This window comes from Kribbella endophytica, from assembly GCF_054781295.1.
The window spans coordinates 3,690,156-3,702,958 of record NZ_BAAGUR010000001.1; the positions used below are offsets into that span (position 1 = coordinate 3,690,156).

11 protein-coding genes are annotated in these 12,803 nt (G+C 69.5%); 4 read left to right on the top strand and 7 right to left on the bottom strand.

The window, feature by feature from the left end:
• Positions 1-8: 8 nt before the first annotated feature.
• The 3 genes from ACYVIO_RS17625 (at position 9) to ACYVIO_RS17635 (ending at position 3,399) form a co-directional block, all read left to right on the top strand.
• Complete coding sequence (locus tag ACYVIO_RS17625) at positions 9-1,055, top strand: 2-dehydropantoate 2-reductase (RefSeq protein WP_460651858.1); 1,047 nt, start codon at positions 9-11, stop codon at positions 1,053-1,055.
• Positions 1,056-1,313: 258 nt separating this feature from the next.
• Positions 1,314-2,525, top strand: a complete 1,212-nt coding sequence (locus ACYVIO_RS17630; protein ID WP_460651859.1) for an MFS transporter — start codon at positions 1,314-1,316, stop codon at positions 2,523-2,525.
• A 64-nt stretch (positions 2,526-2,589) separates the two neighbouring features.
• Entirely contained in the window at positions 2,590-3,399 is an 810-nt protein-coding gene (locus tag ACYVIO_RS17635; RefSeq protein WP_460651860.1) for a class I SAM-dependent methyltransferase, read from the top strand.
• Positions 3,400-3,404: 5 nt separating this feature from the next.
• On the opposite strand, the gene ACYVIO_RS17640 is transcribed toward ACYVIO_RS17635, so the two are convergent.
• From ACYVIO_RS17640 to ACYVIO_RS17660, 5 genes are read right to left on the bottom strand one after another with little or no spacing between them, the layout of a single operon-like run.
• Positions 3,405-5,153, bottom strand: a complete 1,749-nt coding sequence (locus tag ACYVIO_RS17640) for a glycoside hydrolase family 35 protein (RefSeq protein WP_460651861.1) — start codon at positions 5,151-5,153, stop codon at positions 3,405-3,407.
• A gap of 33 nt (positions 5,154-5,186) precedes the next feature.
• Positions 5,187-6,539, bottom strand: a complete 1,353-nt coding sequence (locus tag ACYVIO_RS17645) for an ABC transporter substrate-binding protein (protein ID WP_460651862.1) — start codon at positions 6,537-6,539, stop codon at positions 5,187-5,189.
• Between the two features lie 44 nt (positions 6,540-6,583).
• Positions 6,584-8,020, bottom strand: coding sequence for a ricin-type beta-trefoil lectin domain protein (locus tag ACYVIO_RS17650; protein WP_460651863.1), 1,437 nt, complete (start codon positions 8,018-8,020; stop codon positions 6,584-6,586).
• 10 nt (positions 8,021-8,030) lie between these two features.
• The gene (locus ACYVIO_RS17655; protein ID WP_460651864.1) at positions 8,031-8,897 is read right to left on the bottom strand and encodes a carbohydrate ABC transporter permease; all 867 of its coding nucleotides are present in this window, start codon (positions 8,895-8,897) and stop codon (positions 8,031-8,033) included.
• Entirely contained in the window at positions 8,894-9,799 is a 906-nt protein-coding gene (locus ACYVIO_RS17660; protein ID WP_460651865.1) for a carbohydrate ABC transporter permease, read from the bottom strand. The genes ACYVIO_RS17655 and ACYVIO_RS17660 overlap by 4 nt, the downstream gene beginning before the upstream one ends.
• Positions 9,800-9,929: 130 nt before the next feature.
• Between ACYVIO_RS17660 and ACYVIO_RS17665 the strand changes: the two genes are divergently transcribed.
• On the top strand, positions 9,930-10,964 hold the full coding sequence (locus ACYVIO_RS17665; RefSeq protein ID WP_460651866.1) for a LacI family DNA-binding transcriptional regulator: 1,035 nt from the start codon (positions 9,930-9,932) through the stop codon (positions 10,962-10,964).
• Positions 10,965-11,008: 44 nt separating this feature from the next.
• Here ACYVIO_RS17665 and ACYVIO_RS17670 read toward each other — a convergent pair whose 3' ends face one another.
• Positions 11,009-11,893 (bottom strand): 2-hydroxy-3-oxopropionate reductase, encoded by an 885-nt coding sequence (locus ACYVIO_RS17670; protein WP_460651867.1) that lies wholly within the window; start codon positions 11,891-11,893, stop codon positions 11,009-11,011.
• Positions 11,894-11,906: 13 nt separating this feature from the next.
• Entirely contained in the window at positions 11,907-12,800 is an 894-nt protein-coding gene (sucD, locus tag ACYVIO_RS17675; RefSeq protein ID WP_460651868.1) for a succinate--CoA ligase subunit alpha, read from the bottom strand.
• Positions 12,801-12,803: the final 3 nt, after the last annotated feature.

The following is a 12,803-nucleotide window of genomic DNA, read 5'->3' on the forward strand; positions in this document are numbered from 1 at the left end:
GGGACACGATGAGAGTCGCAGTTCTCGGCGCCGGAGCGATCGGTGCGTACGTCGGCGCGGCCCTGCACCGCGGGGGGACCGAGGTCCATCTCGTAGCTCGTGGCGCCCATCTCGAGGCGATCCGGAAGAACGGCGTCCAGGTGCACAGCCCCCGCGGCGACTGGCTGGCCAGGACGCCGGCCACCGACGACCCGCAGGAGATCGGGCCGGTCGACTTCGTCTTCCTCGGCCTGAAGGCCAACTCCTACGCGACCAGCGGCCCGCTGCTGGAACCGTTGCTGCATGACAAGACGGCGGTGATCGCGGCCCAGAACGGCATCCCGTGGTGGTACTTCCACGGGCTGCCGGGCCCGTACGAAGGGCACCGGATCGAGTCGGTTGACCCGGGTGGTGAGGTGACCCGGGTCATCCAGCTCGAACGCGCGATCGGCTGCGTCGTGTACTGCTCGACCGAGCTGGACGGGCCGGGCGTCGTACGGCATCTCGAAGGCACCCGGTTCTCGATCGGTGAACCGGTCGGTGGACAGAGCGATCGGTGCCTGGAGTTCAGCGAGGCGATGATCGCGGGCGGGCTGAAGTGCCCGGTCGAGGACGACGTCCGCAACGACATCTGGATCAAGCTGCTCGGCAACGCGGCCTTCAACCCGATCAGTGCGCTGGCCCGGGCGACGATGGTCGAGATCGCCACCCACCAGGGCACCCGCGCGATGGTCAAGCTGATGATGGAGGAGACGCTGGAGATCGCTCGCGCGGTCGGCAGCACGCCCGAGATCTCGGTCGAGAAGCGGATCGACGGCGCCGAGCGGGTCGGCGAGCACAAGACGTCGATGCTGCAGGACCTGGAGAAGGACAAGCCGCTCGAGCTCGACGTGATCCTCGCCGCGGTGGTGGAGCTGGCCGACCTGACCGACACCAAGGCACCCACCTTGCGCGCGGTCCACGCCGTCGCCGACCTGCTGTCCAGCAAGGTCGGTACGTCGACCGAGAAGGTCGCGCACGCACCCACCTCGGGCCGGATCCCCGGTCTCGCGGTGGCACCGGCTCCCACCCCCTGACCAGGAGGGTCCGGAGGCGAGCCCTGCCGACAGCCCTCCGGGCCCACCTGTTCCACGCGCTGCGCCCGAAGGACTCCGCGAGGTCTTTCGGGCGCAGCGTTATTCCGGTTGCCCGGCCGGACGCCCGCTGGATACCGTGCCCGGCAGGTCCTTCGAGAGGGAGTTGAGTAATGCCCGGTCGTTCGCGCACGCGCTGACTTCGTTCCTGTCATCGCGTGCTGCCCAGGGTGGTGGTGCGTTGCCTCGAAGGGCTTTGCCATGCCACAAACCTTGTGGGCCGACCGTGAGTTCATCAAACTCTGGGTCGGTCAGACCGTTTCCCAGCTGGGCGCCCAGACCGCTCAGCTGACTCTTCCGCTCGTCGCGTTGACCGCGCTCGGCGGCGGTGCCGCGCAGATGGGGGTGCTGCGGGCCGCACAGCAGATCCCCGTCCTACTCTGCTCGCTGTTCGTCGGCGTACTGGTCGATCGGATGCGGGCGCGCGGGATCATGATGTACGCCGACCTCGGGCGGGCGCTGCTGCTCGCGATCGTGCCGTTCGCGTTCAGCCTGTCGTACCTGTACGTCGTCGCGTTCCTGCTCGGCGTCCTCAGCGTGTTCTTCGACGTCGCCTACCAGGCGTCGCTACCGCGGCTGGTCCCGCGGGATCAACTTGCTCAGGGCAACAGTTTGCTCGAGAGCAGCCGCTCGGTGACGCAGATCTCCGGGCCGGCGCTCGGTGGTGGGCTGGTGTCGTTGCTGACCGCGCCGATCGCGGTGGTGGCCGGGGCGGTGTTCTACCTGTTGTCGTTCCTCTCGATCCAGCGGATCCGGCGGCCGGAACGCCGTGGGCCGGTCGTGCCGACGAAGCTGACCGGTGGCCTACGACTGGTGTTCGGCACCAGCACCCTGCGGGCGATCGCCGTGGCGTCGGCGGTGGGCCACTTCTTCCTCGCGGGACTGATGACCGTCTACCTGGTCTATCTCGCGCAGGTGCTGGCACTGCCGGCCGGGATCGTCGGGCTGGTGATGGCGGCGCTGGGGCCGGGGGCGCTGATCGGTGCTGTCTTCTCCGCCGCGGTGCCGCGCAGGTTCGGCTACGGGCGGGTGATGATCCTGGCAGCGATCGGCGCCGATCTCGCGCTGCTGCTGGTCCTGGTGTCGCCGGGGGTGGCCGGGCTGATCGCGATCAACCTGGTGTTCGGGGCGCTCACCCAGCTGATCGACGTCGCGGCCACGGCGGTCCGGCAGGTCATCACGCCGCTGAACGCCCAGGGGCAGGTCGTCGCCACGCTCAACTTCCTCGGGATGGGCCTGACGCCGCTCGGTTCGCTGCTGGCCGGGGTCGTGGCGGAGGCGGTCGGCGTCCGGGAAGTGCTGCTGATCTGCGCGCTCGGAATGCTGCTGTCGCCGCTCGCGATGGCCCTGTCGCCGTTGGCGAAGCTGGGGCGGACCTTGCCCGACCAGCAGGACCAGTGGTCTTCTCAGTAGCCCACTGGTATCAGTGGTCCTGCCGTAGGGTCGAGGTGGAATCTCACGTCGCAAAGGAGCGAGCATGAGGCTTGACCACCAGACCCCCGCCCGGGCACCGGACGGTAGTGCGGGAGACGCCGACTACGGGCGGATCGGCGTCGACTACACCGCCTACCGCCGGCCCGAGCCGCAGATCGCCGCCGCGATCCGCGACGCGCTCGGGCCGGCCCGGAAGATCCTGAACGTCGGCGCCGGCGCCGGTGCGTACGAGCCGACGGACGTGGACCTGGTCGCGGTCGAGCCGTCGGCACAGATGCGCGCCCAGCGCGCGGCCGGTCTGGTCGAGGCGATCGACGCGACGGCCGAGGACCTGCCGTTCGCGGACGACACCTTCGACGGCGCGATGGCGACGTTCACGGTGCACCAGTGGCGCGACCTCGAGGCCGGGCTGACCGAGGTACGCCGGGTGACGCGCGGGCCGGTCGTCGTACTGACGTGTGACCCGACCCTGCTGCGGCGCTTCTGGCTGCATGAGTACGCGCCCGAGGCAATCGAGACCGAGGCTCGGCGGTACCCGCCCGTCGAGCGGGTCGCCGCCGCGCTGGGCGGTGGGCAGGCGTTCAACGTACCGATCCCGCTGCACTGCACTGACGGCTTCGGCGAGGCGTACTACGGACGGCCGGAGCGGCTCCTGGATCCAGGAGCTCGCCGGGCCAACTCCGCGTGGAGCTTCGTCCCGCCGGAGGTGCACGAGCGCTTCACCGAGCACCTCACCCGCGACCTGACCGACGGGACCTGGGACACCAAGTACGGGCAGCTGCGCAACCAGCAGCACTTCGACGGCTCACTGGTGCTGATCGTCTCGCCGGGCGAAACGATCTACCAGCGCTGAATCGCTCAGTCCTCCACCGGACCCAGCGACAGCCCGGCGGCGAACGTCGCCGTCGGATCGACCATGGTCTCCAGCTCCAGCACCACCAGTTCGTTGTCGCCGGGGCGGAGCAGGGGACCGGGGACGTAGAGGGTGTGCTGGGGACCGCGGTGCCAGTAGCGGCCCAGGCAGAAGCCGTTGACCCAGGCGATTCCCTTGCCCCAGGCATCGGTGCGCAGGAAGTGGTCGACGGGTTCGCCGGCCTGGAAGGTCGTCCGCCAGGCGGTCGGGCCGACGCCCACGGGAGGCGCCGGGGGTGCGGAGGTCCACAGGTTCGGTACGGCGTCGAGCTCCACGGCCCAGGCCGACCAGCCGGTGAGCGGGTCCCCGTCGATCCGGACCTCACCGAGCAGGCCCTTGGGTTCACCGATCCGGGGGCCGTAGTTGACCCGGCCTTGGTCCTCGACGACGAGCTCGAGGCGGCCCCGGCCGTGTGGAAGCATCAGGGCGCGGTCGCGACGTTCGCGTTCCAGGACGCCGACGGGGGCGCCGTCGAGAAGGACCAGGACCCGGTCCCGGACCTCGCCGACGGACAGCAGCGCCGGCCCGTCCACGGTGATCTCGGTCCGGAAGAGAGCCAAGCGGGTGTGCAGGTCGTCGAGCGAGGGCATCACCTCGTGGCGAGTCTCCGCGCCCCAGCAGGCCGGATCGGCCAGCAGACGGACCGGCTCGCCGAGTGCCACGGTGAACCGCGGTGCGGAAGGCGACGAAACCGGCAGGGACTCGGAGGGAACGGGTGCGTAGCGGGCGATGACCTCGCGGAAGGCGTGGTACTTCGCGGTCGGTCGACCCGCCTCGTCCAGGGGCGCGTCGTAGTCGTACGACGTGACCGTCGGCCGGAACACACCCTTGTCGTCGGCGCCGCTGGTCAGCCCGAAGTTCGTCCCGCCGTGGAACATGTAGATGTTCACCGACGCTCCCTCGGCCAGCAACGCGTCCAGCTCGCGGGCGGCCTCCTCGACGCCGGTCGTGTGGTGCGGCCCGCCCCAGTGGTCGAACCACCCGTCCCAGAACTCCATGCACATCAACGGCCCGGTCGGCTGGTGCTCCCGCAACGTGCGTAGCCGTTCCACACTGCGCGAACCGAACGACCCCGTCCGCAGTACGCCGTCCAGCCCACCGGCCGTCAGCATCTCCGGTACCGGCTGGTCGACGGTCACCAGCGGGACCGTGATGCCGGCCCCCCGGATCATCGCCGCCACGGCCTCCAGGTACTCCGGGTCGTCACCGAAGGCGCCGTACTCGTTCTCGACCTGGACCAGGAGCACCGGACCGCCCTGGTCGGCCTGGTGCGGCCGGACGACGGCGAGCACCTGCCCGAGGTACTCCTCGACGGCCGCCAGGAACCGCTTCTCGTACCGGCGGACTCCCACGCCCGGCTCCTGGAAGAGCCAGGCGGGGAGACCGCCGTTGTCCCACTCCGCGCAGATGTACGGGCCCGGCCGCACGATCGCGTGCAGCCCGGCCGCCGCCACCTGCTCGAGGAACCGGCCGAGGTCGAGCATTCCGCTGGTGTCGAAGACCCCGCGCCGTGGGCTGTGCGCGTTCCACGGCACGTAGGTCTCGATGGTGTTGAGCCCCATCCGGCGCGCCTTGTCGATCCGGTCCGCCCACAGGTCGGGGTGGACGCGGAAGTAGTGCAGCGCCCCGGACAGGATCCGGAACGGCTCGCCGTCGAGCAGGAAATCGGACTCACCGATCGCGAAGTCGGGCATGCTTCTCTTTCTGCCGTGAGGCGTGGACGCAGGTCAGCTGTTGGTCTGGAAGCCCTGCTGGCCGCCGTAGGTCACCAGCGCGTCCTGCCAGGACTTGAGCCCCGGGTCGAGGTCGGACTTCGCCTGGTACGACTTGCCGACGGTGTCACCGAAGATGCTGTTGGCGTAGAGCTGGAACGGCAGGTAGCTCCAGTCCTTGACGACCGTACCGGCTGCTGCGGTGAGCACCTGGTTGGCCGCCTGACCACCGAAGTACGCGCTCTTCTTGTCGACGAACGCCGGGTCCTTGAGGTCGGCAACGGTCGACGGGAAGCCGCCGCTGGCCAGGAACGGCTTGACGCCCTCGTCGTGGTTGAGCCAGCGCACGAAGGCCGCCGCGAGTGCCGGGTTCGCGCTCTGCTTGAGCACCGCCTGCGCGCTGCCGCCGTTCTCCGCGGTGGCCGGCTGTCCGTCGTACGTCGGCAGCGGAGCGACGCGCCACTTGCCCGCGCCGGCCTTGACCGAGGACTCCAGGACGCCGGGCATCCAGGCGCCGATCGGCAGTGTCGCGATGGTGCCGTCGCCGAGCGCCTTGAACCACTCGTCGGACCAGCCGGGGATGCTCGCCACCAGGCCGCCGGTGACCAGCTGGTTCCAGACCCCGGTCCACTTCTTGGTGCCGTCGTCGGCCAGGTTGATCGTCACGTTCTTGCCGTCGGTGACGAACGGCTTTCCACCGGCCTGCCAGATCATGCTGGTCGCGAAGCCGGCGTCACCGGTGTCGTTGGTGATGAACTTCTTCGGGTCGGCCTGGTGCAGCTTCTTGCCCTCAGCAACGAACTCGTCCCAGGTCTTCGGCACGGTCAGGCCGTACTTGTCGAAGACCTCCTTGTTGTAGAACAGCGCCATCGGCCCGGAGTCCTGCGGCAGTCCGTACAGGCCGTCGCCGGCGTGCACCGCGGTCCAGGTGGAGGCGGTGTAGGCGGACTCGAGGCTGGCGAAGCCGTACTCGCGCAGGTCGACCAGCGAGCCGGGCAGCGCGAACTGCGGGATGGCCTGGTACTCGATCTGCGCGACGTCCGGTGCCCCGGAGCCGGCCTTGATGACGTTCTGCAGCTTGGTGTAGTGGTCGTTGCCGGTCCCGGCGTTGACGTAGTTCACCTTGACGTTCGGGTACTGCTTCTCGAACGCCTTCACCTGTGCCTCGGCCGACGGCGTCCAGCTCCAGTACGTGATGGTGCCGCCCTTGGTCAGGGCCTCGTCGACCGCCGCGGCCGACCCCTGCGGGCTGCCGCTGCTGTCGGTCTTGTCCGATCCTCCGCACGCGGCCAGCAGGACCGACGCGGCGGTGACGGCGGCGGTGGCGAGCAGAAGCCGCCTCGCGCTGCGCCGATGAGTGGTCTTCATTGCGGTGTTCCTCTCGTTGTTCGACAGCTCAGGGGTCTTCATCGCTACGACCGCGTCCACTGCTGGTTCGGCTCGCCGTTGCACAGCCAGACATCGACCGCGGTCCCGTTGCCCGTGGCGGCTCCGGCGGCGTCGAGGCAGAGCTCGGGATGGGCGACGCTGCTGACGGACAGGTCGTCCTTCACCTGCCAGGCCTGGTTGGGCGCTCCCGTGCAGTCGGTGATGACGGCCGGGCTCCCGGCGCTCGATCCGTCGCCGCCGATCGTCAGGCACTTGGTGCCGTAGACGGTCAGCTGCTGCTCCGCGGTCAGGTTCCAGGACTGGTTGCCGCCGCCGTTGCAGTCCCACAGGTCGAGGGCGGTGCCGTTGCTCGTGGAGAAGCCCGGTACGTCGACGCAGCGGCCACTCGCCACCCCACGCAGCACCTCACCAGGTGGCGCCGGCGGCAAGTCGTTCACCGGCTCCTTCTTCAGCAGTCCCCAGCCCCACTGCAGCTGCGCCAGACCGGACGCGCTGTTGACCTCCAGGTCCCGCTCACCGACCAGCGTCGTCAGCGAGTACGCGTCGCCGGTCCGCAGTCCTGGCCAGTAGACGACGCCCATGCCGAGCTCCCGCGCGGTCTGGGTCAGCGCACCGAAGTACGACGTGTAGACGTTGCCCTCGTGGTTGCCGTAGTTCAGGCCGGTCGTCATCGGCGCACCGGCTTCGTCGATGATCGTGCGCGCGCCGTACGCGCCGATCCGTGGCCGCAGGTTGGCCAGCCACTCCGCCTCGGTGGTGGCGTCGTCCCAGAAGCCGTAGAAGTGCAGCGAGAGCAGCGTGCCCTTGAGTTGCCGGGCCGCGCCGACCCCGGTGACGTCGTCGTTGTAACCGGTGCCGGAGATGACCACCCGGCCCCGTGGGACGTTGCGGTGGCTCGCCAGCCAGGACGAGGTCAGCGAGACCCACTCGTCGAGCGAGTAGCCGAACGGCTCGTTCATCGGCTCGAAGTAGACCCGCGGGTTCGTCCGGTACGCCGTGACGGCGGTGTTCCACATCGCGTCGTACGCCGCCCGGTCGTCGACCCGGCCGTCCTTCGCGTCGTCGGCCTCCCAGTAGCTGAGGATCACCTTGAACCCCTGCCGGGTGGCCGCGTCGATCGCACCCCGGTACGACGTCCACCAGGCGGTGCCGACGCTGGACGGGTTGATCGGCATCCGGATCGTGTTCGCCTTCAGCTCGCGGCGGAACTCCCCGACGATCCCGGTGGCACGGCGGTAGGTCGTCGCGTAGCTGTCCGCGGTGCTGAGGCCGGACGGCACGACCTCGTCCGAGGCGTAGTTGTCGCGGGGGTCCGCCCAGTTCACACCGCGGAAGTCCTTGGTGTTCTGCTGCACGGTGGTGGACGTGGTGGTGGCCGACTGGGCCGTGGCGGGGACGGCCAGTGCCGCGGTCACCAGGACCACCGCGGCGACGGCGATCCGCCGAGCTGCTGTTCTCATGGGCTCCCTTTCACTGCTTGACGCTGCCCGCGGTCAGGCCGGACTGCCAGAACCGCTGGAGAAGGAGGAAGGCGACGACGAGGGGCACGATGGTCAGCAGCGACCCCGTGATCACCAGGTTGTAGATCGGCCGGGCGCCCACGCCAGTGGCCTGGTTGCTCCACTGGGTGAGGCCGACGGTGAGCGGGTAGAGACTCGGTTTGCTGAGCATGATCAGCGGCAGGAAGTAGTTGTTCCAGGTCGACACCACCGCGAACAGCAGCACCGTGACGACGCCCGGGGCCAGCAGTCGCAGGGCGACGGTGAAGAAGATCCGGATCTCGCCGGCACCGTCGATCCGGGCCGCTTCCAGCAGGTCGCCGGGGATGGCCTCGCCGGCGTACACCCACATCAGGTACAGGCCGAACGGGCTGATCAGCGACGGGATGATGATCGCCCAGACCGTGTTGGTCAGGCCGAGGTCGGAGAACATCAGGAACGTCGGTACGGCGAGCGCCGTCCCGGGCACGGCGACCGCGCCGAGCAGCACGGCGAAGACGATCCGGCGGCCCGCGAACTTGTACTTCGCCAGGCCGTAGCCCGCCGCGGTCGACAGCAGCGTCGCCCCGCCGGCGCCGACCACGACGTACAGCAGCGTGTTGCCGAGCCAGCGGACGAAGATACCGCCGTCGTAGGTGAGGGTGTCCTTGATGTTGCCGAACAGCGCGAAGTGGTCGCCGAACCACAGCCCCGGGCTGTCGAGCAGGTCGGCCTGCGTTTTCGTTGCGCTGAGCAACAGCCAGACCAGCGGGACCAGCGTGTAGACCAGGTACAGCAGCATCAGGCCGGTCAGCAGCGGCGAACGGCGGGGCCGCAGCGGCGACGTCGTCGTACTCACAGCGCCTCCCGGGAACCGCGCAGCTGCACGACGTACGCGATCACGGCCGTGATGACGCCCATCACCAGGGCGACCGTCGCGGAGTAGTTGAACTGCTGACCCGCGAAGGACAGGTTGTAGGCGTACATGTTCGGGGTGAAGTACGTGGTGATCACGTTCGGCGCCAGCGTGCGCAGGATGTTCGGCTCGTTGAACAGCTGGAAGCTGCCGATGATCGAGAAGATGGTGGCGATCACGATCGCGCCGCGCAGGGCGGGCAACTTGACCGCCAGCACGGTCCGGACCGTGCCGGCGCCGTCGATCGCGGCCGCCTCGTACAGCTCCTCGGGCACGGTCCGCAGCGCGGAGTAGAAGATCAGCATGTTGTAGCCCACGAACTCCCAGGTGACGATGTTCGCGATCGACGGCAGCATCCAGCGCTGGCTGAGCGGCTGGATGACCGTGCTGCCGAGCAGGTCGTTGAGATCGGCGGCGAGGCCGAAGTTGGTGCCGTACAGATAGCCCCAGAGCAGGACCGCGACGACTCCCGGTACGGCGTACGGCAGGAAGATCACGATCCGGAAGAAGCCCGCGGCGTGCAGCCGGGCGCTGTCGATCGCGAGCGCGGCCAGCAGGGCGAGCACCAGCATCACCGGGACCTGGACGACCAGGAACAGCAGCACCCGGCCGAACGACTCCCAGAACTTGGCGTCGCGCAGGACGTCGGCGTAGTTGCCCAGCCCGACGAACGCGGTGCCTCCGAAGAAGGCCTGCTCGCGGAACAGGCTGAGGTAGATCGCGTACCCGATCGGGGCGAGGAAGGTCAGCGCGAACACCGCCAGGAACGGGCCGACGAAGATCCAGCCCTTCGCATCACGGTGCGGCCGGCCACGCCGGGGACGCAGGACAACGGAGTCGGCCATCGTGCGCCGCCCTCCTTCTGCTCGATCGACGCGCGGAACACGTCGATGTTGACGTCAACATGAATCGCCGTGACGGTAGCGTGTTTACGTCAACATGTCTATGGTTCAGTTCTGAGCCGAGGAGAGTGCGATGACCGCAGGGGACAGTCCCGTCCGCCGCCGCCGGGGTTCGTCGATGGCCGACGTCGCCCGGCTCGCCGGCGTGTCCGGCCAGACCGTCTCCCGGGTGGCCAACGGCAAGCACAACGTCGACGCGGTGACCCGTGACCGGGTGCTGGCCGCGATGCGCGAGGTCGGCTACCGGCCGAACAGCGCGGCCCGCGCGCTGCGCAACGGGCAGTTCCACAGCATCGGCGTGATCGTCTTCGAGCTGTCCAGCTTCGGCAACACCCGCACGCTGGACGCCATCGCGACCGCCGCGACCTCCAGCGGGTACGCCGTGAACCTGCTGCCCGTCCTGGACGCGACGCAGGGCGCGGTGTCGACCGCGTTCACCCGGCTCGGCGAGCAGGCCGTCGACGGCGTCATCATCCTGATCGAGGCGCACGAGCTCGACGAGGCGGAGGTGATGCTGCCGGACGGTCTGCCGGTCGTCGTGGTCGACTCGAGCGCCCACTACGACTACCCGGTCGTGGACACCGACCAGGCCCAGGGCGCCCGGCTGGCCACCGAGCACCTGCTCGACCTGGGCCACGCCACGGTCTGGCACCTCGGTGGACCGCCGTCGTCGTTCGCCGCCGATCGCCGGGCGCGCTCGTGGCGGCAGACCCTCACCGCGCGCGGCTGCGTCGTACCGCCGATCATGGTCGGCGACTGGTCGGCCGGCTCAGGCTACGCAACCGGCCTGCGGCTCGTGGAGAATGACGACGTCACAGCGGTCTTCGTGGCCAACGACCAGATGGCTCTCGGACTGCTCCGGGCCCTGCACGAGAAGGGCCGCGCGGTCCCCGGCGACATCAGCGTGGTCGGCTTCGACGACACCGCCGAGTCGGCCCACTACTGGCCGCCGTTGACCACGGTCCGCCAGTCCTTCGCCGAGGTGGGCCGCCGCAGCGTCGACGCGCTGATCGGCCAGATCCGGGCCGGCGAGCACCACCACCAGCCGGTCGCCGTACCCACCGAACTGATCGTCCGGAGCAGTACCGCGCCACCGCGCAAGTCCTGACGACCGCTGGCGGGGGAGCTGGCGACCCCCACCAGCGGTCTGTGTCAGGTGTTCCGTCCTGACAGTTCCTCGACCACCTTCAGCAGTGCTGAGTGGTCGAGAGATCCGTGACCCATGGCGCGGGCCGCGGAAACCAGTTGGGCGACCAGGCCGGTCACCGGCAGCGCGATACCGGCCGCGCGAGCGGCGGACAGCGCGATGCCCATGTCCTTGTGGTGCAGGTCGATCCGGAAGCCCGGGGTGAACTCCCGGCCCAGCATCGTCGACGCCTTGAGGTCGAGGATGCGGTTCCCGGCCAGGCCGCCGGCCAGCACCTCGAGCCCACGCTCGCCGTCGACACCGGACGCCTCCAGCAGCACGATCGCCTCGCTGACCAGCGCGATGATCCCGGCCACCATCAGCTGGTTGGCCGCTTTCACCGTCTGGCCCGCGCCGTGACCGCCGACGTGCACGATCGTCCGGCCGAGATCCTCGAAGATCGGCCGCGCCTCGGCGAACACGTCCTCGTCACCGCCGACCATGATCGACAGCGACGCCTTGATCGCGCCCTGCTCGCCACCGCTGACCGGCGCGTCCAGCACCCGTACGCCGGTCTCCGCGCCGACCCGGGCAACCTCCAGCGAGGTCTCCGGCGCGATCGACGACATGTCGATCAGCAGCAGCCCGGCGGGAGCGGACTCCAGTACGCCGCCCGCTCCGAGCACCACCTCGGCCACCTGCGGCGAGTCCGGCAGCATGGTGATCACCACCTCCGCACCCGCGACCGCTTCGGCGATCGTCGGCGCGGGCTTGCCGCCGGCCTGCAGCAGCTTCTCGACCGACGCCGGTACGACGTCGTACCCGGTGACGCCGTACCCGGCCCGGACCAGGTTGGCCGCCATGTGCGACCCCATGATCCCGAGGCCGATGAATCCGATCCTCTTCGCCATCAGACGTCCTCCCTCACACCGGGTTGAGGCTCTGCTCGAGCGCGGCCCGCATCAGCCGGGCGGTCTCGGACGGCGTCTTGCCGACCTTCACGCCGACCGCCTCCAGGGCCTCCTGCTTCGCGACCGCCGTACCGGACGAGCCGGACACGATCGCGCCCGCGTGGCCCATCGTCTTGCCCTCGGGTGCGGTGAAGCCCGCGACGTACCCGACGACCGGCTTGGTCACGTACTCGGCGATGAACGCCGCCGCCCGCTCCTCCGCGTCGCCGCCGATCTCACCGATCATCACGATCGCCTCGGTGTCCGGGTCGTCCTGGAACGCCCGCAGCGCGTCGATGTGGGTGGTGCCGATGATCGGGTCGCCGCCGATGCCGATCGCGGTGGTGAAGCCGTACTCGCGCAGCTCGTACATCATCTGGTACGTCAGCGTGCCCGACTTCGAGACCAGCCCGATCCGGCCCGGACCGGCGATGTCGGCCGGGATGATGCCCGCGTTGGCGCGGCCGGGGCTGATCAGGCCGGGGGAGTTCGGGCCGATGACCCGGGTCCCGTTCGCCTCGGCGTGCGCGAAGAACGCCGCGGTGTCGTGCACCGGTACGCCTTCGGTGATCACCACGACCAGGCCGAGGCCTGCGTCGACGGCCTCGATCACCGCGCCCTTGACGAACCGCGGCGGCACGAACACCACCGACACGTCCGCGCCGGTCGACTTCACCGCGTCGGCGCAGGACCCGTAGACCGGGATCGAGCGCTTCGCGAAGTCGACCGACTGGCCGCCCTTGCCCGGCGTCACGCCACCGACGATGTTGGTGCCGGCGGCAAGCATCCGGGACGTGTGCTTCTGCCCCTCCGCGCCGGTCATGCCCTGCACGATGACCTTGCTGTGCTCGGTCAGGAAGATCGCCATCTG

What these genes read in the sequence shown, in the direction of transcription:
- ACYVIO_RS17625 (WP_460651858.1), top strand. Translation starts at nt 9, where the DNA reads ATGAGAGTCGCAGTTCTCGGCGCCGGAGCGATCGGTGCGTACGTCGGC.
- ACYVIO_RS17630 (WP_460651859.1), top strand. Translation starts at nt 1,314, where the DNA reads ATGCCACAAACCTTGTGGGCCGACCGTGAGTTCATCAAACTCTGGGTC.
- ACYVIO_RS17635 (WP_460651860.1), top strand. Translation starts at nt 2,590, where the DNA reads ATGAGGCTTGACCACCAGACCCCCGCCCGGGCACCGGACGGTAGTGCG.
- ACYVIO_RS17640 (WP_460651861.1), bottom strand. Translation starts at nt 5,153, where the DNA reads ATGCCCGACTTCGCGATCGGTGAGTCCGATTTCCTGCTCGACGGCGAG.
- ACYVIO_RS17645 (WP_460651862.1), bottom strand. Translation starts at nt 6,539, where the DNA reads ATGAAGACCACTCATCGGCGCAGCGCGAGGCGGCTTCTGCTCGCCACC.
- ACYVIO_RS17650 (WP_460651863.1), bottom strand. Translation starts at nt 8,020, where the DNA reads ATGAGAACAGCAGCTCGGCGGATCGCCGTCGCCGCGGTGGTCCTGGTG.
- ACYVIO_RS17660 (WP_460651865.1), bottom strand. Translation starts at nt 9,799, where the DNA reads ATGGCCGACTCCGTTGTCCTGCGTCCCCGGCGTGGCCGGCCGCACCGT.
- ACYVIO_RS17665 (WP_460651866.1), top strand. Translation starts at nt 9,930, where the DNA reads ATGACCGCAGGGGACAGTCCCGTCCGCCGCCGCCGGGGTTCGTCGATG.
- ACYVIO_RS17670 (WP_460651867.1), bottom strand. Translation starts at nt 11,893, where the DNA reads ATGGCGAAGAGGATCGGATTCATCGGCCTCGGGATCATGGGGTCGCAC.
- sucD (WP_460651868.1), bottom strand. Translation starts at nt 12,800, where the DNA reads ATGGCGATCTTCCTGACCGAGCACAGCAAGGTCATCGTGCAGGGCATG.